The sequence below is a fragment of the Streptosporangium fragile genome (assembly GCF_039534445.1).
In the GTDB taxonomy this organism is placed as follows: Bacteria; Actinomycetota; Actinomycetes; order Streptosporangiales; family Streptosporangiaceae; genus Streptosporangium; species Streptosporangium fragile.
Genome location: NZ_BAAAVI010000033.1, coordinates 30,408 through 56,489 on the forward strand (window position 1 = coordinate 30,408; position 26,082 = coordinate 56,489).

General features: G+C 74.0%; 19 protein-coding genes. 12 read left to right on the forward strand and 7 right to left on the reverse strand.

Annotated features, from left to right (window positions below):
- Positions 1–119 precede the first annotated feature (119 nt).
- Positions 120–1,340, reverse strand: a complete 1,221-nt coding sequence (locus ABD841_RS22185; RefSeq protein WP_344974912.1) for an acyltransferase family protein — start codon at positions 1,338–1,340, stop codon at positions 120–122.
- Positions 1,337–4,027: a condensation domain-containing protein gene (locus ABD841_RS22190; protein ID WP_344974914.1), complete on the reverse strand. Its 2,691-nt coding sequence runs from the start codon at positions 4,025–4,027 to the stop codon at positions 1,337–1,339. The genes ABD841_RS22185 and ABD841_RS22190 overlap by 4 nt, the downstream gene beginning before the upstream one ends.
- Positions 4,028–4,140: 113 nt before the next feature.
- Between ABD841_RS22190 and ABD841_RS22195 the strand changes: the two genes are divergently transcribed.
- The 3 genes from ABD841_RS22195 to ABD841_RS22205 all read left to right on the forward strand — a co-directional run bounded on the left by ABD841_RS22195 (position 4,141) and on the right by ABD841_RS22205 (position 6,406).
- Complete coding sequence (locus ABD841_RS22195) at positions 4,141–4,905, forward strand: SDR family NAD(P)-dependent oxidoreductase (protein WP_344974916.1); 765 nt, start codon at positions 4,141–4,143, stop codon at positions 4,903–4,905.
- Positions 4,906–4,994: 89 nt separating this feature from the next.
- Positions 4,995–5,429, forward strand: a complete 435-nt coding sequence (locus ABD841_RS22200) for a VOC family protein (RefSeq protein ID WP_344974919.1) — start codon at positions 4,995–4,997, stop codon at positions 5,427–5,429.
- The gene (locus ABD841_RS22205; protein WP_344974922.1) at positions 5,426–6,406 is read left to right on the forward strand and encodes a class I SAM-dependent methyltransferase; all 981 of its coding nucleotides are present in this window, start codon (positions 5,426–5,428) and stop codon (positions 6,404–6,406) included. Before ABD841_RS22200 ends, ABD841_RS22205 begins: the two co-directional genes overlap by 4 nt.
- Here the strand turns inward: ABD841_RS22205 and ABD841_RS22210 are convergent.
- The 3 genes from ABD841_RS22210 to ABD841_RS22220 all read right to left on the reverse strand — a co-directional run bounded on the left by ABD841_RS22210 (position 6,403) and on the right by ABD841_RS22220 (position 12,601).
- On the reverse strand, positions 6,403–9,864 hold the full coding sequence (locus tag ABD841_RS22210) for a condensation domain-containing protein (RefSeq protein ID WP_344974925.1): 3,462 nt from the start codon (positions 9,862–9,864) through the stop codon (positions 6,403–6,405). The genes ABD841_RS22205 and ABD841_RS22210 overlap by 4 nt on opposite strands.
- Complete coding sequence (locus ABD841_RS22215) at positions 9,861–12,311, reverse strand: non-ribosomal peptide synthetase (protein WP_344974928.1); 2,451 nt, start codon at positions 12,309–12,311, stop codon at positions 9,861–9,863. Before ABD841_RS22215 ends, ABD841_RS22210 begins: the two co-directional genes overlap by 4 nt.
- A 95-nt stretch (positions 12,312–12,406) precedes the next feature.
- On the reverse strand, positions 12,407–12,601 hold the full coding sequence (locus ABD841_RS22220) for an MbtH family protein (RefSeq protein WP_344974931.1): 195 nt from the start codon (positions 12,599–12,601) through the stop codon (positions 12,407–12,409).
- Between the two features lie 133 nt (positions 12,602–12,734).
- On the opposite strand from ABD841_RS22220, the gene purF reads away from it, so the two are divergent.
- The 4 genes from purF (at position 12,735) to ABD841_RS22240 (ending at position 17,596) form a co-directional block, all read left to right on the forward strand.
- Entirely contained in the window at positions 12,735–14,246 is a 1,512-nt protein-coding gene (gene purF, locus ABD841_RS22225) for an amidophosphoribosyltransferase (RefSeq protein WP_344974934.1), read from the forward strand.
- A gap of 32 nt (positions 14,247–14,278) precedes the next feature.
- Positions 14,279–15,142, forward strand: coding sequence for a class I SAM-dependent methyltransferase (locus tag ABD841_RS22230; RefSeq protein WP_344974937.1), 864 nt, complete (start codon positions 14,279–14,281; stop codon positions 15,140–15,142).
- Between the two features lie 125 nt (positions 15,143–15,267).
- Entirely contained in the window at positions 15,268–16,503 is a 1,236-nt protein-coding gene (locus ABD841_RS22235; protein WP_344974940.1) for a DegT/DnrJ/EryC1/StrS family aminotransferase, read from the forward strand.
- A 37-nt stretch (positions 16,504–16,540) separates the two neighbouring features.
- Complete coding sequence (locus ABD841_RS22240; protein ID WP_344974943.1) at positions 16,541–17,596, forward strand: ATP-grasp domain-containing protein; 1,056 nt, start codon at positions 16,541–16,543, stop codon at positions 17,594–17,596.
- A gap of 128 nt (positions 17,597–17,724) precedes the next feature.
- Here the strand turns inward: ABD841_RS22240 and ABD841_RS22245 are convergent, their stop codons facing one another.
- Positions 17,725–19,158, reverse strand: a complete 1,434-nt coding sequence (locus ABD841_RS22245; protein ID WP_344974946.1) for a cation:proton antiporter — start codon at positions 19,156–19,158, stop codon at positions 17,725–17,727.
- A gap of 261 nt (positions 19,159–19,419) precedes the next feature.
- Between ABD841_RS22245 and ABD841_RS22250 the strand changes: the two genes are divergently transcribed.
- From ABD841_RS22250 to ABD841_RS22260, 3 genes are read left to right on the forward strand one after another with little or no spacing between them, the layout of a single operon-like run.
- The gene (locus tag ABD841_RS22250; RefSeq protein WP_344974949.1) at positions 19,420–20,139 is read left to right on the forward strand and encodes an LmbU family transcriptional regulator; all 720 of its coding nucleotides are present in this window, start codon (positions 19,420–19,422) and stop codon (positions 20,137–20,139) included.
- 20 nt (positions 20,140–20,159) lie between these two features.
- Complete coding sequence (locus ABD841_RS22255) at positions 20,160–21,866, forward strand: non-ribosomal peptide synthetase (protein WP_344974952.1); 1,707 nt, start codon at positions 20,160–20,162, stop codon at positions 21,864–21,866.
- Positions 21,863–22,618: a thioesterase II family protein gene (locus ABD841_RS22260; protein WP_344974955.1), complete on the forward strand. Its 756-nt coding sequence runs from the start codon at positions 21,863–21,865 to the stop codon at positions 22,616–22,618. Before ABD841_RS22255 ends, ABD841_RS22260 begins: the two co-directional genes overlap by 4 nt.
- 2 nt (positions 22,619–22,620) lie before the next feature.
- Here the strand turns inward: ABD841_RS22260 and ABD841_RS22265 are convergent, their stop codons facing one another.
- Entirely contained in the window at positions 22,621–23,955 is a 1,335-nt protein-coding gene (locus ABD841_RS22265; protein WP_344974961.1) for an MFS transporter, read from the reverse strand.
- 121 nt (positions 23,956–24,076) lie between these two features.
- Here ABD841_RS22265 and ABD841_RS22270 point away from each other — a divergent pair, with 121 nt between their 5' ends.
- Entirely contained in the window at positions 24,077–24,835 is a 759-nt protein-coding gene (locus tag ABD841_RS22270) for an FkbM family methyltransferase (protein WP_344974964.1), read from the forward strand.
- Entirely contained in the window at positions 24,832–26,070 is a 1,239-nt protein-coding gene (locus ABD841_RS22275; RefSeq protein ID WP_344974967.1) for a cytochrome P450, read from the forward strand. Before ABD841_RS22270 ends, ABD841_RS22275 begins: the two co-directional genes overlap by 4 nt.
- Positions 26,071–26,082: the final 12 nt, after the last annotated feature.

The following is a 26,082-nucleotide window of genomic DNA, read 5'->3' on the forward strand; positions in this document are numbered from 1 at the left end:
ACGCAGAAGACGCGGAAGACGCGGAAGACGGAGGATGAGCCGTCCGTGCGGACGGCTCATCGTATGACGCTCGGGCCGGAGGGACCCGCGGGACCTCCGGGTCCCGCGCGGCCCCGTCCCTACATGGACGGCTCGGCGCCCGGAGCGGGCGACGCGGCTTTCGGCTCACGCGGCTCCCGCCGCAGCAGGGCGCGCAGCCTCTTCTCGATGGGGTACTCGTAGCAGCGGTACAGCGCCCACGACAGCACCAGGCTGACCGCCAACCCGGCCAGCACGTACGGCAGGTGCGCCCACGAGGGCTGTGGGAAGTCGTAGAGCGACCGCAGCCCGAACACCTGCCGGGCGATCGGGAACAGCACCAGGAAGTGCACCAGGTAGAAGGCGTACGACCAGCGGCCCAGCGCCACCAGCGGCCGCGAGCTCAGCAGGCTGCGCCGCCCGGCCAGGTCGTTGGTCGCCGCCGCCGCGATGAGCAGCGCGAACACCACGATGCTGCCCCGGTTGGCGGCCTCGGCCAGCGCGGTCGGCCACACTCCCGACCAGGACCACGCCCACAGCAGCGCGAAGTAGCCGACGGTGATCCCGGTGGCGGCGCGCAGCCCGACCGGGCTGCGCCAGCCCCGCCGCACGGCCGCGGCGATCACGATGCCCAGCAGGAACTCGCTGACCCGCGCGATCGGTGAGTGGGTGGTGAAGTAGTACAGGTCCGAGACGAACCAGTTCTCCAGCGTGAGCTGCGGGTTGGCCAGCCAGAGCCACGCGCGCGTGCCGAGGCTGATCGCGATGAGCACGACGGCGAGCACGGCCAGCTGGCGCAGCGTGCGCCGCAGGATCGGGCGCACCGCGAACGGGAAGACCGCGTAGAAGAACGCCTCGCACGACAGCGACCAGGAGACGGTGTGCGGCACCGTGTCGCTCTGGAACGACGCCGGGATCCACGCCTGCACGAGCAGCAGCGTCGCGACCGTCCACCACACCAGGGACGTGCCACCCTCGGTGGGCCAGAGCAGGCCGCCGACCAGGAGCGCCACCGCCGCGACCGTGGTGATGAACAGCGACGGCCAGATCCTGGCGAAGCGACGCCCGTAGAAGCGCGGCGCGGTGTCCTCGGCGAAGAACGTCCAGGTCAGGACATAGCCCGACAGGACGAAGAAGAACGTCACCCCGGCGGTGCCGAGGATGAACAGCTCGTTGGTGTAGGGCACGGGCAGCAGGATCGCGACGTGGCTGAAGAACACACCGAACGCGGCGAACCACCGCAGCCCGGTCAGCGATTCCAGTCGCGTCCGCGGCCGGCCTTCGGCCTCGTCCCGCGCGGGCCGGGTCAGCGCCGAGGTCACGACACGGCCTCCTCTTCGTCCGGGCCGCCGTCCCGGCGGCGTTCGTCGAGAAGTGCCGCCTGGTCGCGCACGGTCGCGTGGCGCAGCAGATCGGGCAGCTCCACCTCGACGCCGAACGCCGCCTCGTAGCGCAGGCTCAGCCGGGCCAGGGTGAGCGAGTGACCGCCGAGGTCGAGGAAGGCGTCGCCGGCGCCGACCTCCTCCACGCCGAGCAGCTCGCGCCAGATCCCCGCGACGATCTCCTCGGTCTCGCCCCGCACCGGCACGCGGCCGTCCCGGTCCGCGGCGACGTCGGGGGCGGGCAGTTCGTCGTGGGCGACGCCGCCCGCCGCGGTCCTGGGCAGCGCGGGAAGGACGGTGACGGAGGCGGGCGCCTGGTACTCGGGCAGGTGGGCGGTGAGCGCCCGGGGATCGAGCCCGTCACCCACCACGTACGCGGCGAGCCGGTCGTCACGCACGTCCACCGCGGCCTCGGCCACGCCCGGCAGGCCGCCCAGGGAACGGGCCACCTCGTCGGTGTCCACGCGGAACCCGTCCACGGTGAACATCCGGTCGAAGCGGCCGAGCAGTTCCACCGAGCCGTCGGGCAGGGTGCGGCCGCGGTCCCCGGTGCCCGTACCGCCGACGTGGATCTCACCGGGCACGCCGGTGGCGGCGGGACGCCCCGACCGGTCGACGACCTCGACGTCGGTGCCGGCCAGTGGGCGGCCGAGGGGGACGCCCCTGCGGGGCTCGGCGAGCGGGTCGACCCGATGGGCGGCCGCCCAGCTCCGGCCGTACAGGGTCCACACCGGCACCCGGGCGGCCAGCTCCCGCGCGAGCGCGGGCGGCGTGGCGGCCGCGTCGCACAGCGCGGTGAACGGGTGGTCCTCCGGCAGGTCGCCGTCCAGCAGCAGCCGCCAGGCGGCGGGCGGGGCGTGGACGACGGTGGCGTCCCGGACGAGCGCGGCCAGCCGCTCCCCGTCGCGGGCGTCGGCGGGGTGCGCGGTCACCAGGCGCGCGCCGCGCGGGAGCGTCAGCGTCAGGGCGTCGGCGAAGGCGCCGGAGGCGGGCGGGGCGAAGGTGAGCACGGTGTCGCCGCCGCCCAACCCGATCCGCGCGGCCAGATCGGCGAGTCGCGGCGGACCGGCCTCCGCCGCCGGACCGGGTGATGCGGCCGGACCGGGTGATGCGGCCGCGGGCGCGTGTGGCGTGCCGCGGACCTGCCCGGCCGGGAAGGCGGGCGATCCGGCGGAGGGGGCGGGCGGGGCAGCGGAGGGGGCGGGCGGGGGCTCGGGAGCCGGGAGGCGGGGCGCCGCCGGCAGGGGGAGGTCGCCGACCGGCCGGTCGGGGCGGGCGCAGGCCTCGGCGACCAGGCGGGTGAACTGCTCGGCGACGACCTCGACCGTCGCGGGGTCGAACAGGTCGTCGTTGTACCCCCACAGCCCCGCCATCCCGTCGCCGTCGAGGCTGAAGTCCACCATCAGGTCGAAGTGCGACACCTCCACGTCCGGGACGAACTCCGAGGCCCGCACGCCGGGCAGGTTCAGGAACACCCCGTCGTGGTCGCGCACCCCCAGCCCGGCCTGGAACAGCGGCGTGTGGCTGCGGGGGCGCTGCGGGTGCAGCTCGCGCACCAGTTCCTCGAAGGGCATCTCCTCGTGGTCGTGTCCCTCGACGGAGGCGTGGCGCACGCGGCGCAGCAGCTCACGGAAGGTGGGTTCGCCCCGCAGGTCGAGGCGGAGGCAGATGATGTTGATGAAGCACCCGACGAGCCCTTCGAGCTCGGGCCGGATGCGCCCGGCGGCCGGCACGGCGGTGACGAGGTCGGCCTGGTCGGCGTGGCGCGCGAGCAGCACGCCGTAGGCGGCCAGCAGGACGGTGAACGGCGTGGTGCCCTCCTCCCGGGCCAGGGCCCGCACGGCCCGGACGACGTCGCCGGGCAGCCGGGAGCGGTGGAAGCGGCCCGCGCGGCGGCGCTGCGGCGGGCGGGGCCGGTCGGAGGGCAGGTCGAGCAGGCGGGGTGCGCCGTCGAGGGTCCGCCGCCAGTAGTCGACGAGACGGGAGCGGACGTCCTCGGTGCGCAGCCGCTCGCGCTGCCAGACGGAGAAGTCGGCGTACTGCAGCTCCGGTTCGGGCGGGCTCGCCGCCCCGGTGTAGAAGGCCTCGACCTCGCGGCCGACGATCCCGAAGGAGGGGTCGTCGAAGACGATGTGGTGGAAGGTCAGCACGAGCACGTGGTCGTCGGGCCCCAGCCGCAGCAGCAGGGCCCGCCAGAGCGGGCCGCGGCGCAGGTCGAACGGGGCCAGGATGTCGTCGGCGGCGGCCCGCGCGGCCTCCGCCTCGGGATCGGGCTCCCCGCTCAGGTCGGCGGAGCGCAGCACGGCCGCGGGCGGTTCTCCGACCCGTTGCACGGGCATGCCGTCGACCTCCTCGACGGTGGAGCGCAGGATCTCGTGCCGCCTGATCACCTCGCACAGCGCCCGGTCGAGGGCGTCGGCGTCCAGCGGCCCGCGCAGGCGCAAGGTGGCGGGCACGTGGTAGAACCCGAAACCCGGATTGAATTTCTCGCCGAACCAGATGCGTTCCTGGGTGGAGGAGACCGGCACCTCGGAGCCGGGCACCGCCTGCCGCGGAATCCGGTCACGCTCGCGCCGACGGCGGGCGATCAGGTCGTGCACATTCTCCGCGCTCTTCGAAATGGTCATGGGAATGGTTCCTCACGTCTGTGGGGTGCAGCGTGAAAGCACAAGTCGCGTCAGGATATATCCGGATAAATATTCAGATCGGAACCGTATTGCGGAAAGGCAGGGAAAGGGATATGGAGTTGCGCGGGGTGACGGCGATGGTGTCCGGTGCGGCCGGCGGCCTGGGTGCGGCCACCGCGCGCGAGCTCGCGGTGGCCGGCGCGCACGTGGTCGTGGCCGACCTCGACGGCCGGGCGGGGGACGCCGTCGCGGCCGAGGTGGGCGGCACGTTCGTCCGGACCGACGTGACCCGCGAGGAGTCGGTCCAGCACGCCGTGGACGTGGCCGCCGGGGTCGCGGGACCGCTGCGCGTGGCGGTGAGCTGCGCGGGCGTCGCGCCCGCCGCCCGCACGGTCGGCCTCGACGGCCGGCCCCACGACCTGGCGACCTTCGAGCGGACGCTGGCGGTCAACGTGGCGGGCACCTTCAACGTGTTGCGCCTGACCGCCGCCGCGATGGCCGCGACCGACCCCCTGGAGGACGGCGAGCGGGGCGTGGTCGTCAACACCTCCTCCGCCGCCGCGGAGGACGGCCAGGCCGGCCAGGTCGCCTACGCCGCCTCCAAGGGCGCGGTCGCGGCGCTGACGCTGCCGGCCGCCCGCGACCTGTCCGCGATCGGCGTGCGGGTGTGCGCGCTCTCGCCCGGCCTGTTCGACACTCCGCTGTTCGGGGCGATCCCGCCCGAGTTCCGGCGCCCGCTGGTGCGGCAGGTCGTCTTCCCGCCCCGGCTCGGCGCGCCGGAGGAGTTCGCCCGGTCCGTACGCGCCGTGTGCGAGATCGGTTATCTCAACGCGGCCGTCATCCGCCTGGACGGCGGGCTGCGCCTGCCCGGTTCGTGAATCGCGTATCCCGCCGGGACGTCTCGCCGGCGGGATGCGGGGTAGCGTTCCCTACGTTTCCACGGCCATCGACTGAGGGAGATCGAGAAATGCGCTTCGACCCGCCCGACGGAATGCCGAGAATCACCCCCGTCCTCTACTACGGCGACCCCGTCGAGGCCATCGAATGGCTCGTCGAGGCATTCGGATTCGAAAAGCGGAAAGTGCTGACCGACGACGACGGCGCGGTCGTGCACGCCGAGTTGTCCTTCGGCGGGGGCGTCGTCCAGCTCGCCGGGACCGGTGACTGCCGCAAGCACGAGCCGCGCGGCGAGGGCGAGCTGCGTCAGAGCCTGTACGTGTTCGTCGACGACGTGGACGAGCACTACGAGCGCGCCAGGAAGGCCGGCGCGGTGATCCGCGACGAGCCCGCCGAGCGCTTCTACGGTGACCGCAACTACACCGCCGAGGACCTCGAAGGCCACCACTGGGTCTTCGCCCGCCGGGTCGAGGAGATCCCGTACGAGAAGATCGACACCCCGTGAGCGCCGTCGAGCAGGTCAGGGAGCTGTACGAGCGCTACCCCTGCCCCTCCCTGACGGTGGGCGACGACCTGATCCTCGACCTGGCGCTGGGCATCGGCATGGTCGTCCGGGACAAGACCCTGGCGGGCAAGCGTGTGCTGGACGCCGGGTGCGGCACCGGGCACCAGCTCCTGGGGCTGGCCTCGCAGTACCCGCGGGCCCGCTTCACCGGCATGGACCTCTCGCAGTCCTCGCTCGACGTGGCCGCGGAGCTGCGCGCGCGCAACGGGCTGGACAACGTGGAGCTGGTGCGCGGCGCCATCGGCGGGCCCGGTTTCGAGGGGCCCTACGACCTCATCGTCATGACCGGGGTGCTGCACTGCCTCGACGACCCGCGCGCCGGCCTGGCCTGGCTGGCCGAGCGCCTGGCCCCGGGCGGGCTGATGTACCTGTGGCTGTTCCACAGCTTCGGCGAGCACCAGCGGCTCGTCGACCGGGAGCTGGTGCGGCTGCTGGCGCGCGGCGACACCGGCGAGGAGGGCCTGTCGGTGGTGCGTCGGCTGGGCCTGGGCCGCTCGGCGGGCCGCTACGGCACCCACGCGCCGGCCGGCGGCGACCCGCGCGACCAGGACGTGCTCGACGCCGACGCGTACCTGCACCCGATCGTGCGCGCCCACCGTTTCGGTGAGGCGGCCCGCCTGTTCGAAGGGCTCGGCGGGATCGGCTGGGTCGCGCTGAACGGCGTCAACTGGGACGGCGGCGGCAGGATCCTCGACCTGGGCCGCCGGCATCCCTCCTCCCCGGTGTTCCTGTCGGACGCCGACCTGTTCGACGACGAGGACCTGGCGGCGCGTTACGCCGCGCTGCCGGTCGCGGAACGGGCCGCGGTGGTGGAGCTGCGCCTGGCGCCGACCGGTTTCACGATCGTGGCCGGCGCCCCGCGGGCCGAGGAGCTGTGCGAGCCCAGGATCTCGGGCAACGTGCTGCTGAGGAACTAGGGGCCGGCCCCGGCCGGGCGCAGCAACTCCGAGATCCCGGCCTCCGGCCGGGCCACGGCCCGGGTGAGCAGCGCGGCCACCCGGGCCAGGCGCTCCTCGATCTCCGCGCGGTCCCACAGCTCGACGGCGTACTCCAGGTCGAGGACGACCCGCTCCCCCGCCATCCCGGCGAACATCTCCAGCTCGTAGCGGTTGGCCCGGGTGTGCACGTGGCCGAACTCGACCGTGCAGCCGGCCAGCTCCGGCACCGCGGGCCCGTCGCCCGCCCAGTCGGACGTCACCTGGAACAGCGGCATCCTGCGCGGGTCGGGGTGCACCTTCAGCGCCCGCACCACCTCGTTGAACGGGGTGCCCTGGTGCGCGTACGCCTCCAGCACGGTCCTGCGCACCCGCCCGGCGAGCTCCGTGAAGGCCGGGTCGCCGCCGCAGTCGAGGCGCAGCGCGACCATGTTGACGAAGCAGCCGATCACGGCCTCCAGACCGGGCAGCGGCCGGTTGTCGACGGTCGTGCCGATCACCACGTCGTCCTGGCCGCTCCAGTCGGCCAGCACCGCCGCGAACGCGGCCGTCACCACCATGTAGGGCGTGGCCCTGTTCTGCCGGGCCAGGGCGACCAGCCGCCGGGAGACGGCGGGCGGCAGGCGGTGGCTGATCATCTCGGTGTCACGGGTGGCGCGCCGCCCCGGCCGGGAGCGTGGCAGCACCAGCTCGGGCGCGTCGCGCAGCCGCTCCCGCCAGAAGCGCTCCGACGCGGCGGCCTCCGGACCGCCGAGCCAGGCCCGCTCCCAGGCGACGTAGTCGGCGAAGCGCAGGTGCGGCGCGGCGGGCGCGGCGTCCCGGTCGGAGTACAGGCGGCCCAGCTCGCCCACGAGCGACCCCATCGACACCCCGTCGGTGACCAGGTGGTGCTGGACGAGGGACAGGACGTGATCGTCGTCGCCCAGGCGGTAGAGCGCGGCCCGCACGAGCGGCGCGGCGGACAGGTCGAAGCCGGCCTCGGCGTCGCGGGCGGTGCGGCGGGCGGCCTCCGCCGCCCGCTCGCCCTCGGGCAGGCCGGTGAGGTCCTCGACGGGCAGCGCGATGCGCGCGGCGGGGTCGAAGCGCAGCACCGGCACGTCCCCCATGAGCGCGACCCGGGCGCGCAGGTTCTCGTGCCGCGCCACCAGCGCGTCGAACGCGCCCCGCAGGGCGGCCGGGTCGAGCGGGCCGCGCACCCGGTAGGTGACGGCGGCGATGAAGTCGTGGGCGTCGCCGCCCGCGAGCTGCTCGTTGATCCAGATCTGCAGTTGCGCGGTGGACAGCGCGCTGGTGTCGGGCCCCTCGCCGGCCCGGCCGTCCGCGCGCACGGCGGTGCGCCCGCCCCCGCCCGCGTCGCCGAGCTCGCTCTCCAGCTCCGGGTGTCTGGCCGCCAGGTAGTCGGCCAGGTCGGCGGGGGTGCAGTTCTCGAAGACGGCGGTGAGTGGGACGCGCACGGCGAGCACGGCGGCGATCTCGCGCGCCAGCCGGGCGGCCAGCATCGAGTGGCCGCCCAGGGCGAAGAAGTCGTCGTCCGGTTCCACTCTCTCCACGCCCAGGGCGCGCGCCCAGATCACGCAGAGCGCGGCCTCCAGGGCGGGCAGCCCGGCCCGCTCGCCGTCCTCGCCGGGGCCGGGCAGCAGGTCGGCGCGGAGGAGACCGTTCCCGTCCCGCGGGATGCGGTCCACGGTCACGACGGCGGCGGGCACCATGTACTGCGGCAGCCGTTCGGCGAGCATGGCGCGCAACGCGCGGGCCGGCGACTCCCGGGGGGTCGCGGCCTCCGGCCCCCGGTGGGCCGCCTGCGGTGTCCGCTCCGTTCGCGGCTCGGTGACGGCGTAGGCGACCAGCTCGCGTCCCGCGCCGCCCTCGACGGCCGTCACGGCGGCGTCACGCACGGCGGGGCAGGCGCGCACGGCCGCCTCGACGTCCTCCAGTTGCACGTGGAAGGAGCCGACCCGGACCAGCCGGTCCTCCCGCCCGCGGTCGACCACGCGCCCGTCGGGCCTGCGGACGGCCAGGCGGCCGGTGGGGCCGCTCCCGCCGGAGCGGCGGACCAGCTGACCGACGGCTCCGGCGGGCAGCACGTTGCCGTCGGGGTCGAGCACGGCCACGTCGCCCCCGGTGAGGGTGGCCAGCTCCGCGGGGGAGATCATCGGGATCCGCGACAGGGGCAGGGACGGGTCCGCGGAGACGGCCCGCAGCACCCGGTCGTAGTGGCGCATCAGGCGGGCGATCGTCGACCCGTCGAAGAGGTCGTCGTCGTACTCGACGAAGAAGTCGACCCGGTCGCCGCGCCGCACGGCCTCGACCGCGACGTCGAAGCGGGAGCGGCCCCGCGCCACCTCGACCTCGGTGGCGGGCACGCCGCCGATGGAGCGCTCGCCGGCGCCGGCGTCCCACATGGTGAAGACGACCTGCACGAGGGGCGTGTGCCCGGCGTCACGCTCGGGCTGCAGCACCTCCACGAGCTTCTCGAACGGGACGTACTGGTGGTCGAAGGCGTCGAAGACCGCCTCACTGGCCGCGTCGGCCAGCTCGGCGAAGGGGGTCTCGCCCGCGGGGCGCAGCCGCACGGGCACGACGTTGGCGAAGAACCCCAGCGCGTGGTCGAACTCGCGCCCGGGACGGCCGGGCGCGCCGGTGCCCAGCACCATGTCGCCGCGGCCGGTGTAGCGGTAGAGGGTGGCGGCGAAGGCGGCCAGCAGGACGGTGAAGACGGTCCCGCCGGCCCGCTCGGCGACCTCGCCGAGCGGGCCGGCCAGCTCCGGGTCGAGCGGGAACCGGTCGCGCCTGCCGCCGCTGTCGCGCCGGCGCGGCCGGGGCCGGTCGGCGGGCAGTTCCAGCACGGTCGGCGCCCCGTCGAGCACCCGCCGCCAGTGGTCGAGGTCGGCGGCCAGGCGCCCGCCGGTGAACTCCGCGCGCTGCCACCGGGCGAAGTCGCCGTACTGGGCGGGCGGTTCACCGGGCGGCTCGCCCCGGTAGGCGGCGTCCAGCTCGTCCAGGAGCAGGTTCATCGAGAACCCGTCGCTGATGATGTGGTGCACCGCGAGCACGAGCGCCTGCCGGCCGGGGCCGGCCGTGACGAGCGAGGCGCGCAGCAGCGGCCCCGCGGCCAGGTCGTACGGGGCCTCGGCGACCTCGCGGGCGTACTCCAGCAGGGCCCGCTCGCCGCCGACGGACGCCTCGCGCAGGACGGGCCCCCGTTCCCGGATCGCCTGGACCGGTTCGGCGCCCTGGTAGACGAAGGTGGTGCGCAGCACGTCGTGCCGCGCCACCACCCGCTCCAGCGCCCGGGCGAGCCGGGCCGCGTCGAGCGTCCCGTCCAGGGCGAGCACCTTCAGCTCGTTGTACGAGCCGTTGCCCGGGTCGTCCTGCTCGACGAACCACAGCTGCTCCTGCAGGTAGGACAGCGGGGCGGTGCGCTCCGGCAGGACGGTCACGGCCGCGCCTCCGTCCTCCTGGCGATCACCCAGAGGAAGCGCGACTCCCCCAGCGGTGTCCTCTGCGCCACGACCTCCTCGCGCTCGGGCTCCAGGCCCGCCTCGCGCAGCAGCCGCAGGTTCTCCTCGGTGCGGAAGCCGGAGAAGAACATGGTCGAGCCGAACCACTCCTCCACCGCGCCGGGCACGTCCTCGGTCATGAGCGTGGCCAGCAGCAGGCCGCCCGGCCGCAGCCAGCGGGTGACGCGGCCCAGCAGCGCGGGCAGTTCCTCGCGCGGCAGGTGGGTGAGCGTGTAGATGGACACGACCGCGTCGAAGGACGCGTCGGGGAACTCCAGCTCGGCCATGTCGGCCTGCACGAGCGTCGCGCCGGGCAGGGTCTTCCCGGCGAGCCTGAGCTGCTCGGCGGAGATGTCCACGGCGGTCAGGCGGTGTGCTCCGGCCAGGCGGCGTGAGGACTCGTGCCCGCCCCCGACGCCCAGCTCCAGCACGTCGGCGCCGCTCTCGGGCAGCATCGCGAGCAGTTCACCGGTCCACGCCGTGCGCGGCGCGTCGGAGAACTCCGCCTGGAAGGCGGCGTAGCGGCCGGCGATCTCGTCCCAGCCCTCCCGGACGATGTCCTTGAGGTCGGCGCGGACCTCGGAGTCGACGGCGTCGGCGACCCCGGCGACGGTGGGCCGGTCGAAGAAGTCGACGACCGGGATCTCGATGCCGAAGACCGTGCGCACCCGGCCGAGGAGCTGGACGACCTGGATGCTGGTGCCGCCCAGTTCGAAGAAGTGGTCGTGCGGGCCGACGGAGTCGACGCCCAGCAGGGGGCGCACGATCTCCTCGGCCACCCGGCGCCGGGTCGGCGTCCACTCGCCGCCGTCGGCGTCGCCGGTCGACGTGCCGGCGTGCTCCCGCCGGGCGGCGGCCAGGGCGTCGCGGTCGACCTTGCCGGTCGGCGCGAGCGGGATCTCCGGCACGTGGACGAACTCGTTGGGCACGAGCGGGGCCGGCAGCCACCGCGCCGCGGTCTCGCGGAGTTCGGCCACGCCGGGCGGCCCGGCGGCCGTGGAGACGACGTACGCGATCAGGCGGGCGTCCCCGTCGTCGCGGGGCTCCGCCTCGACCACGGCCTGGGCGATCGCGGGGTGCCGGCACAGGGTCCCCTCGATCTCCTCCATCTCGACGCGGACGCCGCGCACCTTGACCTGCCGGTCGGCCCGCCCGGCGAAGACCAGCTCGCCCTCGGGCGTCCAGCGCACCAGGTCCCCGGTGCGGTACAGTCGCGCGCCGGGCGTGGGGGCGAACGGGTCGGGCACGAAGGCGGCCGCGGTCGCGCCGGGACGGCCCAGGTAGCCGCGCCCGAGGCCGGGCCCGCCGACGTACAGCTCGCCGAGGGCGCCGATCGGCACGGGGCGCATCGACTCGTCCAGCGCGTAGGCCCGGTGGTTGGGCATGGCGCGGCCGATGGGCGGCGAGGTCTCCCACCGCCCCGCGCACTCCTGGGTGATGACGCCGACGGTGGTCTCGGTGGGCCCGTAGCTGTTGACGAACCTGCGCCCGGCCGCCCAGCGGGTGGTGAACTCCCCGGAGTAGCTCTCCCCGCCGACCGCGAGCACCCGCAGGTCGGGGAAGTCGCCGGGGTCCAGCAGCCGCAGCATGCCCGGGGTGCCCATGTACACGGAGATACGCCGCTCGCGCAGCAGGTCGCGGAAGCGCTCGGCCGAGGTGCGGGTCCGGCCGGAGGCGACGTGCAGACCGGCGCCGGTCAGCAGCGCGCCGAAGGCGTCGAAGGTGGAGACGTCGAAGGCGATCGAGGAGAACTGCACGAAGCGGTCGCGCGGCGAGAGCCCGTACAGGTGCTGGGCGCCGCGGACGAACGCGGTGACCGCCCGGTGCTCGATGAGCACGCCCTTGGGTGCCCCGGTGCTGCCGGAGGTGTACATGACGTAGGCGAGGTTGGCCGGGTGCGGTGTCACGGCGGGGTCGCCCTCGTCGCGGCCGGGGTGGTCGTCGACGGTGACCACCCGCCAGGGGCCCGGCGGCACCGAGGCCGCGGTCGTGGCGTCGGCCAGGACCACGGCGGCGCCCGCGTCGCGCAGGATCGCCTCGACCCGCTCGGGCGGGTTGCCCTCGTCGATCGGGACGTACGCCCCTCCGGCGGCGAGTGTGCCGAACATGGACACGATCATGTCGGCCGAGCGGCGCTGGTAGATCGCGCAGCGGTCCTCACGGCGCAGGCCGAGGCCGAGCAGGTGCCCGGCCAGGCGGTTGGCGGCGCGGCGCACCTCGTCGTAGGTCAGGTGCGCGCCCTCCTCGTCGGTCAGCGCGGTGGCGTCGGGTGACCTCGCGACCTGGGCGGCGAACCGCTCGGTGACCGTCGCCGGCTCGTCGGGCAGCTCGGTGCGGTTCCACTCCTCGACGACCAGGCGCGCGTCGTGCTCCTGGATCGCGTCCATCGACTCCTCCTCTGGGAACTCCCGGGACTTCCTGGGCCTGTGGCGGCTCCCGGCGATCCGGCCCGGCTCCGGGCCTCCTCGCCGGTGCCGGCCGGTCAGGTCCCCCCGCCGTCCATCCACCGGCGCAGGCTCAACGGGCGCATGTCCGTCCAGACCTCCTCGATATGCGCGAGGCATTCCTCACGGGTGCCGGTGTGGCCGACGCTCTGCCAGCCCTCGGGAATGTCACGGTCGGTCCACCAGATGGAGTACTGCTCCTCGTGATTGCGCACCACCGTGTACTCGGCCATTCGCGCTCTCCTGTTCCTCATCGGACGGGGATTCGGCATTGCGGCAAAGACCTGCCATTCACCAACAGTGCCATGGTCAAGCGAGAGCGATTTAAGGCGTTTTACAGGAAATGCTAAGTTTTGAAGGGGAGCTATGTGCGGAATAGCCGGCGTATCTGTTCTCGACGGGACCGCCGGGCAGCCGGCCTTCGACGGGCTCGTCACCCTGCAGCACCGCGGCCACGAGTCGTGGGGCGTCGCGGTGGCCGGGCCCGGCGGCGTGCGGACGCGGCGGGCGCTCGGGGCCGCCTCCCGTTCGGCCGGGGGCGACTGGCCCGCCGGGCGGCTGGCCGTCGCCCACACCCGCTACTCCACCACCGGCGCGACGCTGCCGGAGAACTCCCAGCCCTTCGTGCACGAGGCGCACCGCATCGCGCTGGCCCACAACGGGGACCTCACCAACGCCGCCGGCCTCCGCGCCCGCCTGGGCCGTGCGGGCTACGGGTTCCGCTCGACCAGCGACTCCGAGGTCATCCTCGCCCTCCTCGCCACCGCGGCCCGGCCCGCGCCGGTCGGCCGGGTTCCCGCCGCGCCGGATCCACGCGCGACGGACGGGGTGCCCGGACCGGCCGATCCCGCCGGCTACGCCGACCCCGCGGGTCACGACGCGGTCGTGGCCGCGGTCGCACGGGCCGCCGGGGCGCTGCGGGGCGCGTACTCGGTGGTGTGCTCCATCGGCGACCTCCTCCTCGCGTTCCGGGACCCGCACGGCTTCCGCCCCCTGGTGGCCGGGTTCGCCGAGGGCAGGGCGGTCGTCGCGTCGGAGACCTGCGCGCTCGACGCGCTGGGCTGCTCCGGCGTGCGCGAGGTCGAGCCGGGCGAGCTGCTGGTCTTCCGGGCGGGCCGCCTGACCGGGACGCACCGGGTGGCCGCCCCGGCCCCGCGCAGCTTCTGCGTGTTCGAGCACCTCTACCTGACCCGGCCGGACTCGCGGATCGGCGGGGTGCGGACGAGCGCGACGCGGACGGCGCTCGGCGAGCGGCTGGCGCTGGAGTCGCCCGCGGACGCCGACCTGGTCGTGGCCGTCCCGTCCTCCGGTGTGCCGGCCGCGCGCGGGTACGCGCGGGCGGCCGGGCTGCCGCTGGCCGGGGCGCTGATCCGCGACGAGCAGGTGGGCAGGACGTTCATCGAGCCCGACCGGCGGCTGCGCGAGCGCAAGCTGCGGCGCAAGTTCTCCATCGGCTCGCCCGTGGACGGCGCCCGGGTCGTGGTGGTCGACGACTCGATCGTGCGGGGGACCACCATGCGGCGCATCGTCGCGCTGCTGCGCGAGGCCGGCGCGAGCGAGGTGCACGTGCGGATCGCCGCACCGCCGCTGGTCGCGCCCTGCCACTACGGGGTGGACATCGTGGACGCCCGCGAACTCGTGGCGGCCGGGCGCGGCGCCGAGGACGTGCGCCGGATCATCGGCGCGACGAGCCTGGCGCACCTGTCGGTGGCGGGCATGCGGCAGGGGGTCGGCGCCGCGTCCGGTGAGGGGCTCTGCGAGGGATGCCTCACGGGTGAGTACCCCACCCGGGTGGCACCGGCGCGCGACAAGTTCAAGCTCATGCCCGCACAGGTCCCGCGGCAGGCGACCCCTCCGGCGCCCGCCCGCCCCCGTTGACGGTGATCAAGGCCGCGCCTAGCCTCCGCCGAATGGGACACCAAAGACAATCGACCGGTTACGACGACGGCGGCTGCGACGCCCGGTACACCCGCACCGCGTGCCTGTGGGGCCGCAGACCCGACCGGATCGCCGACGCCCTGGGCGACGCGCTCTCCCTGCCCCCGGCGCCGGACCCGCCCGGGACACCGGACGGGTCCGGCCCGCCCGCGCCGCCGGGCGGCGCGGGCATGTCCACGGCGCCTCCGCCCGTGGCGTCCGCCGGCCCCGCCGTCCTCGACGTGGGGTGCGGCGAGGGGCGCAACGCGGTGCGGCTCGCCCGGCGGGGCGCCCGGGTGCTGGCGATGGACGTCTCGGCCGCGGCGCTGGAGAACGGCGCGAAGGCGTGGGGCGGCTCTCTCGGCGCTCTCGGCTCTCTCGGTGCCGGCGGCGCCGGTGGAACTCCCGGGAACGGCGGCGGTGACGGCGGCGGAGCCCCCGGGAGCGGCGGAACCTCCGCCTTTCCCCGGAGCGGCGGGATCGAGTGGCGGCGAGGCGACGCGCGCACCGCCCGGCTGGCACCCGCCTCGTTCGACGGGGTGCTGGCCTGCAGCGTGCTGCACTGGCTCGCGGACGAGGCCCAGGTCGCCGACGTCATCGCCCGGCTGCAGGCCGCCACCGGGCCGGGAGGGGTCCACGCCCTGCTGATGTTCAACTCCGGTCACGCCTACCGGCCTCCCGCCGGCGAGATGCGCATGCCGGTGCTGCTCCCCCACGACTGGTACCTGGCCCGGTACGCCGGGTGGACCGTGCTGAGCGCCTCCGACACCGACTCGACGCACACGCACCGGGGACACGAGGAGCCGCACACCCATGCCGTGACCAGGCTGGTGGCCCGGAAGGAGGCCCACGCGTGAGACGAGAGGGCGAACGGGCACGGCAGGGGAACGGGCACGCGGGCCTGCTCCAGCCGGGGTGGGAGGCGCCGGTACGCGCAAGCGGGCTCACGGGACCGGCGCGCGAGAGCGGACCCACGGAACCGATGCCCGAGAGGGGGCTCACGGGCCCGGCGCACCCGCCCGAGTGGCCGGTCTACGACGGCGACGCGGCGGCCCGGGTCGCCGAGCTGGTCACCCGGGGCCGCACGTTCGACTACGACTACGGACCGGAGCTGGCCGGGCTGGAGCGCGCGTTCGCCGAGCGGCACGGCCGCGCCCACGCCCTGGCGCTGACCTCGGGCACGGCCGCCCTGCTGGCCGCCTACTTCGCGCTGGGCGTCGGCCCGGGCGACGAAGTGATCGTCCCCGACCTGACGTTCTTCAGCAGCGCCTCGCCGCTGTTCCTCCTGGGCGCGGTGCCGGTGCTCTGCGACGCGGGCGACGCCACCGGGAACGTGGCCGCCGCGGACGTGGCGTCGCTGGTCACGCCGCGCACGGTCGCGATAGCCGTCACCCACCTGTGGGGCCACGCCTGCGACATGGACGCCCTGCGCGCGGTGGCCGCCCGCTACGGGCTCGCCCTGGTCGAGGACTGCTCGCACGCCCACGGTGCGACGTTCCGGTCCCGGCCCGTCGGCTCCCTGGGCGACGTCGCGGTCTTCAGCGTGGGCGGCAGGAAACTGGTCTCCGGAGGCATGGGCGGCGTCCTGCTGACCGACTCCGAGGACGTCTACGCGCGGGCCTGCCTGCTGGCCAACTTCCGGCACCGCACCGACCTGACCATCGACGCCGCCCGCTACGAGCCGTTCCTGCTGACCGGCCTGGGCGGCAACTTCCGCATCTCCACGCCCGCCGCCGTGCTGGCCCGGAGCCACCTCGACCGCCTGGACGAGCTGGTGGAGCACCGGGTGGCCAACGTGTCCGCGTTGGCCACGGGACTGGGCGGGCTGCCGGGGGTGCGTCCCTCCCCCGTCGCCGGGGACGTCACGATGGGCGCGTGGTACGACGGGGTCGTCGAAGTGACGCCGGAGTGCCCGTTCACCCGGGACGAGCTGGTGGCGGCCGGCCAGGCGCGCGGCCTGCGGGTGCGCGCCCCCGCCACCCGGCCGCTGCACGTCCTCCCGCTCTTCCGGGGCGCCGCGCCCGACTGGTCGCCGCAGGTCGCCGCGGCGGTGCGGGCCGCCGCGGCGGCGAACGACCGCCCGTTCCCGCGTTCCGCGGACCTGTTCGCCCGGTGGATGAAGATGCCGGTGAACTTCCTCTGGGAGCGGGACTCGGCGCTGGTCGGCGCGTACCTGGAGGCGTTCGCCGACGCCTTCTCGCTCGCGCGCGGCACGTAAGTCACCCCTGTTTCCGAGTCGATTCGGAGTAGTTCACATGAGCCGAGAAGCGCTTCCCGTCGTCCACGCCGTCGCCCCCGACAGCCTGCGGAGCTGGTTCGGCCACTTCGTCGACCTCGGGCCGGACGACCGGACCGTCCACCTCGGCGAGGACCCGCGCGTGGATCCGGCCCCGCTGCTGGAGGCCATCGGGCCGGTCCCCCGGGCGACGGTGGTCTTCCATTCCGGTCACGTGACGCTCGGCCGCGACCAGCTGCTGGCGTTCCGGCTGCGCGAGCTCGGCCACCGCGCGGAGTGCCAGTCACGGCTGTGCGCGTCCCTGGGCAGCGACAAGATCCTGATGAAGGAGTTCTTCGACCGCTACGGCCTGGTCTCCCCACCGTGGGCGCGGGCCGGCGACCCTCCGCCGGGGGACGCGCCCGACGCCCCCGTGGTGGTCAAGGACCGGCACGGCACGCAGAGCGTCGGCACCCGGCTGGCCCGCGCGGGCGAGTGCCGCCTGGCCCCCAACGAGCTGGGCGAGCTCTACGTCGACGGGGTCGAGTACTCCGTGCTGGTCTACCGCGACGGGCACGGCACGGCGACGTTCCCGCCGGTGTGGAAGGGCCCGACCACGCCCGCCCTGGTGCCGCCGTGGCGGCGGCTGCGGCTCTGCCCGGACCCGGTGCTCGGCGGCACGTGGGAGCGGAAGCTGCGGGCCGTCGGCAAGCGGCTGGCCGATCTGGCCGAGGCGCACGGGTACCTGGAGGCGGAGTTCCTGCTGACCCGGACCGGCGAGGTGCACCTGCTGGAGATCAACCCGCGGGTGTCGGGCACCATGCGGCTGGCCGCGATGGCCACCCGGCTGCCGATCTTCTCCCTGCACGCCCGGCCCGAGTTCCGCGGCCACCTGCGCGCCGTCCGCTTCGGCGGCGAGGTCCCGTACCGCGGCGTCCCGATCGCCGACCCCGACGGCGCGGTGTTCGCCACCTCCCGGCTCACCGTCGCCGGTGAGAGCCTCGGCGAGGTCCGCACCCGGCTGCGCGAGCTGGGCGGTCCGGAGGCGCTGGAGGGGCTGGACCGGTCGGCCCGGACGCTGCTCCGCGCCTCCTGACCGGGACACCGTCTCCCGGCCGGAAGACACCGGGAGACGCCGGGAGACACCGGGAGACACCGGGAGACACCGCCTCCGGCCGGGGTCCCGGCCCGTGGCCGGAGCGCGGTCCCCGGCCGGTCCGGGGCTCACGCGGGCCGGCGCACCGCCCGCGTCCCTCCCGGATCCTCGCGCCACGCCCCGCCGCCGGGGCGGTCACGCCGGGCGTCCCACCGGTCGAGCAGTCCCAGCAGGGGCGCGGTCGCGGCGGTGGAGACCAGGGCGACGATCACCAGCATCGTGAACAGCGCCTGGGTGATGAGGCCGAGGCCGAGACCGATGCTGAGGATGACCAGCTCGGTCACCCCGCGGCAGTTCATGAGCACCCCGAGACGCGCGGCCTCCCGGCCGGGCACGCCCATCGGCCCGGCGACGGCCGCCACCCCGCCGACCTTGCCCGCCACCGCGACGACGAGGATCAGCAGGCACCACGCCCACATCGCCGGGTCCCCGCCGAGCAGTCCGACCTGCGTGTTGAGCCCGACGAAGGCGAAGAACGGCGGCAGCAGGAACGACGTGGTGACGTCCTGGGTGCGTTCGCGGACCCGGCGCAGCCGCACGTCCCCGTCGCGCGGGAACAGCACGCCGAACAGGAACGCGCCGAAGATCAGGTGAATGCCGATCAGCTCGGTCAGCAGCCCGGAGACGAGCAGGCCGACGACCACGACGGGCAGCGTGGCCTCCTGGGAGAGCCCGCGGCGCAGCAGCCGGGTCAGCAGCGGCCGTACCGCCCCGGCCATGACGGCGGCGAAGGCGGCGGTGAGGCCGAGGGTGCGCAGCGCCCCGGCGGGCGAGGAGTCCTTCGCCATGGTGATCGCCACGGCCAGCAGCAGCCAGGCGGTCACGTCGGCGATGGCGGCGCAGGTGACGGTCAGCGCGCCGGTCGGGGTGTGGAACATCCCGCGCTCCAGCAGGATCCTGGCCAGTACGGGGAAGGCGGTGACGCTCAGCGCGGCCCCGATGAACAGGGCGAAGGCCGGGAACCCGACGGACGCGACGGCCAGCGGCGGGTAGATCACCAGGGCCAGCCCGACGCCGAGCGCGAACGGGACCGCCACGCTCGCCTGACCGCAGACCAGCGCGATCCGGCCCCGGCCCCGCAGCAGGTCACCGCGTAGCTCCAGCCCGACCAGGAACATGAAGAAGGCCAGCCCGAACTGGGCGAGCAGGTTCAGGTACGGCATGACGGCGGCGGGGAACAGCGCGTGGTGGGCCTGTGGCCAGACGGCGCCGAGGAGGGACGGGCCGAGCAGGATCCCGGCGGCCATCTCCCCGATCACCCGGGGCTGCCCGAGCCGCCGGGCCGCGGCCCCGGCGAGGTGGGCCAGCGCGACCACCACGGTGACGGACAGCAGCAGCAGCGGGACGGCCGGGGTCGCCTCCCGCCGGCCGGCCTCCACCGGGGGCACGGGGACGGGCCCGGTGGCCGTGCCCGGATCGAGCCCCAGCATCAGCAGCGCGAGCGCCGCGGGCAGGACGACCGATAGACCGTACGCGAGGGCGCAGTGACGCATCGTCTTCATATTCGCGGACCGAAACCATTGATACGTCATGGACCATTCCATTCGGGAGAGGGCTCGTTCATGGGCGGGCGCGCATATCACAGAACGGCGTCAATCGCTGCACTGAGTGGCGAATCAGCTGCTCATCGGGGCGTTCTCGCCTTTCCGCCGCGACGGCGCCGGCGAATTTGAAAAATACTCAAGATCGAGAGTGCGCCCGCGAAAACCGTGGGTAAGGTACCGCCCTGACTCATCCCGAATGCACAGAAAGGGAGGAAATTTATGCGGGTGCTTTCCCCCAGCCAGGAGGCGAACCGTCAGGCCGCGTCCTCGCCCCCCGAAACCCGGCAGCCCGTCCCGAGACAGCGCGCCGCGTCCGACCCGAACTCCAGGCTCGCCCTCGACGCCTCCGCCAAGCCGAGGCGGACCGGCCTCCAGCTCCCGTCGAGCCTGCCCTTCGACACCTGGCGGCGCATCGGCCACCAGATCTCCCTCATCTCCGACTCCTCCGCCTGGTGGCTCGGCGACTGGCTCGTCTACGGCGAGAACGAGTACACCGACCGCTACAAGAGGGCGGTGGAGGAAAGCTCACTCGACATCCAGACCCTGCGCAACTACGCCTGGGTCGCGCGCCGGTTCCCGGTATCCCGCCGGCGGGATCGGCTCAGCCTCCAGCACCACGCAGAGGTGGCCGCCCTCCCCGAGCACGAGCAGACCCTCTGGCTGGACCGCGCCGAGCGCTTCGGCTGGTCGCGCAACCGCCTGCGCAACCAGATCAAGGCCCACCGCACCGCCGCCCTGGCCGGGACGGGCCAGGGGCAGCAGGCCGCCCCGCCGAAAGCCGTGATCCACATCGACGTCCCGGCCGAGCAGGAGCAGACATGGCGTGACGCGGCCCGCCGGATGAACCGCAGCGTCGAGGAGTGGGCGCGACTCGTGCTCACCCAGGTCGCGACCGGTCAGGTCCCGGCCCGCGTGATCCACGACGCCAAGGCCGGCTGAACGCGGGAACGGGAGGACAGGTGAGCGCCGTCCACACGCTGTTCGAGGAGAGGGTGCGCGAGGGACCCGACCGCACCGCCCTGGTGGCCGGGTCCGTCCGGTTGACCTACCGGGAGCTCGACGCCCGCGCCAACGGTTTCGCCCGGTCGCTCCTGCGGCGCGGCGTGCGGCCCGAGACGCCGGTCCCGCTGCGTCTGGACCGCTCGGCCGACCTCCTCGTCGCCCTGCTGGGCGTCTGCAAGGCGGGCGGCGCCGCGGTGCTGCTCGACCCGGGCTGGCCCGAGGACCGGGTCTCCGCCGTCCTCGACGGCTGCCCCCTGGTGGTCGACGGGCCCCCCGACGCCGGGCCCGTCGCCGAGGGGCCCGGCGTCCCCGTCCACGAGGACCAGCTCGCGTACGCGGTGCACACCTCCGGGTCGACCGGGCGGCCCAAGCTCGTCGGGGTGACCCACCGGGCGATCGCGCACCGGGTCGCCACCCACGCCGCGGCCTACCGCATCACCCCCCGCGACCGCTCCAGCTGGCTGGCCCCGGTGGCCTCGTCCGTGTCGGTGGTGGAGCTGTGGCCGTACCTGTGCTCCGGCGCGAGCGTGCACGTCGCCGACGCGGCGACCGCGGGCTCGCCGCCGGAGCTGCGCGACTGGATGGTCGCCTCCGGGATCACCCGCGCGTACGTGAACATGCCGCTCGCCGAGCTGCTGTACGGCCTGCCGTGGCCCCCGGAGACGGCGCTCCGGCTGATGACGGTCGGCAGCGACGCGGTGCGCGTGTGGCCCTCGCCCGAGCTGCCGTTCGAGGTCGCGGTGGAGTACGGCTCGGCCGAGGCCAACGGGGTGACGAGCTGCCTGGTCCCACTGGAGGACCGCTGCACCTCGGTCACGGCGGACGAGACCGCCAGGAGCTCCCGGCCGCCCATCGGGCGCCCCTGGCCCGGCGTCGGCGTCCCCGTGCTGACCGGCGACCTGCGGCCCGTCGCCGAGGGCGGGATCGGCGAGCTGTTCGTCTCCGGCCCCGAGCTGGCCCGGGGCTACCTGGGTGAGCCGGCCCGCACCGCCGAGCGGTTCCTGCCCGACCCGGCGGGCGGCGGGGGCCGCGTCTACCGGACCGGGGACCTGGTGCGCGCGCGCCCGGACGGACGGCTGGAGCACCACGGCCGCGTCGACCACCAGGTCAAGATCCGCGGCCACCGGGTGGAGCCCGCGGAGGTGGAGGCCGTGCTCCTGGCGCACCCCGCGGTGCGCGAGTGCGTGGTGGCGGGCGTGCCGGGCCCCGGCGGCGACCTGCGGCTGTGCGCCTACGTCGTCGCCCCGGACGGTGTCCCGGCCGGGACGCTGCGCGCGTTCGCCGCGGCCCGGCTGCCCGAGCCGATGGTGCCGACCGGGTGGACCCCGCTGGAGCGGCTGCCGCTGAACTCCGCCGGCAAGGTGGACCGCCGCGCGCTGCCCGCGCCGTCGTGGGGGCCCGCGCCGGACGGGGACGGTCCGGCGGGAGAGGCCGCGGACCCGGTCGCCGCCGGGGTGCTGGAGCTGTGGGAGCAGGAGCTCGGCGTGCGCGGCGCGCCGGGCGACCACTTCATCCGCTCCGGCGGCGACTCCCTGTCGGCCACCCGCCTCGTCGACCGGATCAGGAGCCGCTACGGCGTGCGGATCCGGCTGCGGGAGTTCCTGAAGGAGCCGACGCCCGAGACCCTCATCCGGGGCGTCAGGGCGGAAGGAGGCACGCGATGAGAGGGACGACCGGCAGAAAGCGCCGCCCCACGTGGCTGCTGCGCGAACCCGACCCGGGGGCCAGGGCCCGGCTGTGGTGCCTGCCCTACCCCGGGGCCGGGGCGTCGATGTACCACCGCTGGCCGGCCGAGGTGGACGGCGTCGAGCTGTGCCCGGTGCAGCTGCCCGGCCGGGAGAACCGGCTGCGCGAGCCGCCGTTCGAGAGCTACCCGGCCGTCGCCGCCGCGATGCTGGAGGGCCTGGAGCCCTACCTGGACCGGCCGTTCGGCTTCATCAGCCACTGCGGCACGGTCTTCATCGGCTACGAGGCGGCGTTGCTGCTCGAGGAGCGCGGCGGCCCGCTCCCCTGCCGCCTGTTCGCCTCCTCGATGGTCCCCCCGCACCGGGCGTCGTGGCCGAGCATCCTGAGGCTCGACGGGGAGCAGGTGGGCGCGCTGGTCTCGGAGCTGATGCGGGCGCGCGGCGCCGAGCCGCTGCCCGAGCTGGTGGACATGGCCGCGGGCGTCATGCGCGCCGACGTGGCCGCCTACGGCCGCTTCGACCGGACCGCCCCGCGACGGCTGCCGTGCCCGATCACCGCGATCGGCTGGTCGGGCGACACGCAGATCCCCCCGGAGCAGATGGCCGGGTGGGAGGCGTACGGCGAGGTCCGCCGCACCGTGCTGGAGGGCGGGCACTGGAGTTACCTCCAGGCGCCCGCCGCCCTGCTCGACGAGATCGCGCGGAGCATGCCGGCGCGGGTCCCGGGTTGACCTCAGCCGTCCCTGCGCTCGCCGGGCTCCTCCTCGATGTCCCGCAGGAGCTCGGCGTCCTCCAGCCGGCGCAGGCTCGGCACCGGCGAGAGGAACAGCAGGATGATCCACGGCAGCAGGAACGCGGCCCCGGCGTAGATCGCGGGCTTGACCCCCATCAGCTCGCCCAGGACGCCGGCCAGCATCGCGGCCAGCGGCAGGATGCCCAGGTAGACCGCGCGGCTGGCGCCGATGACCCGGCCCCGCAGGTGGTTGGGGATCACGTACTGGAACAGCGTGAGCTGGCCGATGTTGCCGGCCACGACGCCGAAGACCGTGACGAACCAGATCACGGAGAACAGCGTGATCTGCAGCCACTGCGGCCCGGCCACGAACGGGGTGAGGCACAGCACCCGGAAGGCGATCAGGGCCGTCATGATGCCGCGCCCGTAGCCGATCTTCTCGAACAGCTTGCTCGCCAGGACGGCGCCCACGACGCCGCCGATGCTGCCCATCGCGTAGATGAAGCCGATCCAGGTGCCCGACAGGTGCAGGTCCTTGGCCGCGTACAGGATGAACAGGGTCAGGATCATCATCGACCCGAAGTTCGCCCCGGCGGAGTTGATGATCAACGGCCGGGCGTAGTCGTTGCGGTAGGTGACCTTCAGGCCGTGCCCGATGTCGTGGAGCATCGCCGCCACCGGGCCGCGCCCCCCGCTGTCCTGCCGTTCGACGGGCGGCTCGACGTGGCGGATGCGCGACAGGGCGAAGGCTGAGACGAGGAAGGACAGCGCGTCACCCAGCATGACGTAGGCCGGACGGAACAGGTCGATGAGCACCCCTCCGGCGCTGGAGCCGGCGATGGCGCCCACCGACTCGGTCGCCGCCATCCGGCTGTTGCCCGCCACGAGCTGCTCCTCGCTCAGCAGGGTCGGCATGTAGGCGGCGTAGGCGATCTCGAAGACCACCGAGAGCCCGCCGACGATGAGGGCGACGACGTAGAGCACCCACATGTCCAGGAACCCGACGAAGGCCGCGAGCGGGATCAGCGCCACGACCGCGGCCCGGCCGATGTCGGAGCCCACCATGAGGGGCCTGCGCCGGTAGCGGTCGATGAGCACGCCGGCGATCAGCGTCAGCAGCAGCGCGGCGATCGTGCGCATGGTGTTGAGCAGGCCGACCTCGAAGGAACTGGCCTGCAGCATGAGGATGGCGGTCAGCGGCAGGGCCAGGGTGGTCAGCTCGGAACCGAGGATCGAGATCGACTGGCCGGTCCAGAGCCGGTTGAAATCGGGATTCCGCCAGAGGGATGGCGGCTTTTCCTCCGGCGCCCCGACTTCCGTTCTCTCCGTGTCCATAAGATCATTCCGTCCTTGTCGGGTTTCACCTCTGGTTGACTGGAATAGGGATTTTGTTAAGGGTGATGATATGCGAAACCACCGGAAGGGATACCTCGGAAAAAATCAGGGAGTGCGCCAGATGACACTCCCCGACGGTCACGTGGTGTTCCAGTTGAATCCCGCCGAGACCAGCCTGCAGTATCGCAGCATCGTGGGCGACAGAAGCTATTTCCGGCACGACGTCCGTCTCACACCGGGAATGACCGTGTTCGACGTGGGCGCGAACATCGGAATGGCCGCCCTGGCGTTTCACTGGGAATGCCCGGGAACGCGTATTCTCGCGTTCGAACCGGCCCGCCCGCTCTACGACGCGCTGTGCGCCAACCTGGCCGCGCACGGCCTGAACGCCAAGGCGTTCGACTGCGCGCTGTCGCACACCCCGGGGACGGCGGTTCTCACCGTCTACCCGGAGACGACCGCGATGTCGAGCATGTACGCCGACGCCGGGCACGACGCGGAGGTGACCAGGACATTCCTGGCCAACAGCGGTTTCGCCCCCGAGGACGTCGCCGACATGGCCGCGGGCCGGCACGTGACGGAGGAGCAGGAGTGCCGGGTGCGCACGATATCCGACGTGATGGCCGCCGAGGGCGTGGACCGCATAGGACTGCTGAAAATCAACGTCGAGAAAGCCGAATGCGACGTGCTGGACGGCATCGCCCCCGAGGACTGGGCGGCGGTCGACCAGATCGTCATGCAGGTCCACGACATCGGCGGCAGGCTCGCGTCCGTGCGCGACGATCTCACCGGCCGCGGATTCCGGGTCGACACCGGCCAGGATCCCCTGCTGCGGGGCACGGACATATTCGATGTTTACGCCCGGAGGAATTCCTTATGACAGTGAATGCGAACGAGGTGAATCTGAACGAGCTGGATCTGGCGGATCCGGACCTCTACACGCCCCCCGACGCGGGCCTGGGCGTCCTGCACCACCTGCAGGAGCACCGGCCCGTGTTCTGGAACGCCAGGCGGGGCGGCGGCCCGAGTTTCTGGGCTTTCACGAAATACGCCGACGGCGTGGCCATCTATCTCGACAAGACGAATTTCACCTCCGAGCGCGGCATGCAGGTCGGGCAGACCGAGTCCGCCGCCCGCGCCGCCGCGGGCAAGATGCTCATCGTCACCGACGGCCGCCACAGCCAGCTGCGCGACGTGATGAACCCCGCGCTCACACCCCGGGTGGTACGCCGTCTGGAGACCGCGATGCGCGAGACCGTGGGCGGGATGCTGGAGGAGAACGCCCGGAAGGACTCCTTCGACTTCGTCGACACCGTGGCCGGCAGGCTCCCGCTCTCGGTCATCTGCCAGCTGCTGGGCGTGCCTCGCGCCGACTGGGACCTGATGATCCAGTGGACGCGCACCGCGTTCGGGTCGGCCGCCACCGACGAGGTCATCTCCGACGCCGAGAAGGCCGAGGCCAACGCCAACATCTTCGCCTACTACGCCGACCTGCTGGCCGAGCGGCGCGGGAACCTCGGCGACGACGTGATCAGCGTGCTGATCCGCGGCCGGATCGACGGAGAACCCCTCACCGACGAGGAGATCCTGCTCAACATCAACGGCCTCATCACCGGCGGGAACGAGACCACCCGGCACGCCTCGGCGGGCGCCGTGATCGCGCTGGTCGAGAACCCCGGCGAGTGGCGGAGGCTGCGCGAGGACCGCTCGCTCATCCCGACCGCCGTGGAGGAGGTGCTGCGCTGGACCGCGCCCAGCCTCAACGTCATGCGCACCGCGCTGCGCGACACGAGGATCGGCGGGCAGACCGTCCGGGCCGGCGAACGGGTCAGCGTGTGGCACCCGGCCGTCAACCGGGACGAGGACGCCTTCCCCGACGCGCGCCGCTTCGACGTCGGCCGCACCCCCAACCGGCACCTCACGTTCGGGCTCGGCAGGCACCTGTGCATCGGCGCCGCGCTGGCCAGGTTCGAACTGCGCGTGCTGCTGGAGGAGCTGACCTCCCGCGTGACCCGCATGGAGCTCACCGGCCCGGTCAAACGGCTGCGCTCGAACCTCATGTGGGGCGTCGACCGCGTCCCCGTCCACCTCGAACTCGACCACGCCGGGCACTGATTGGAGCACTCC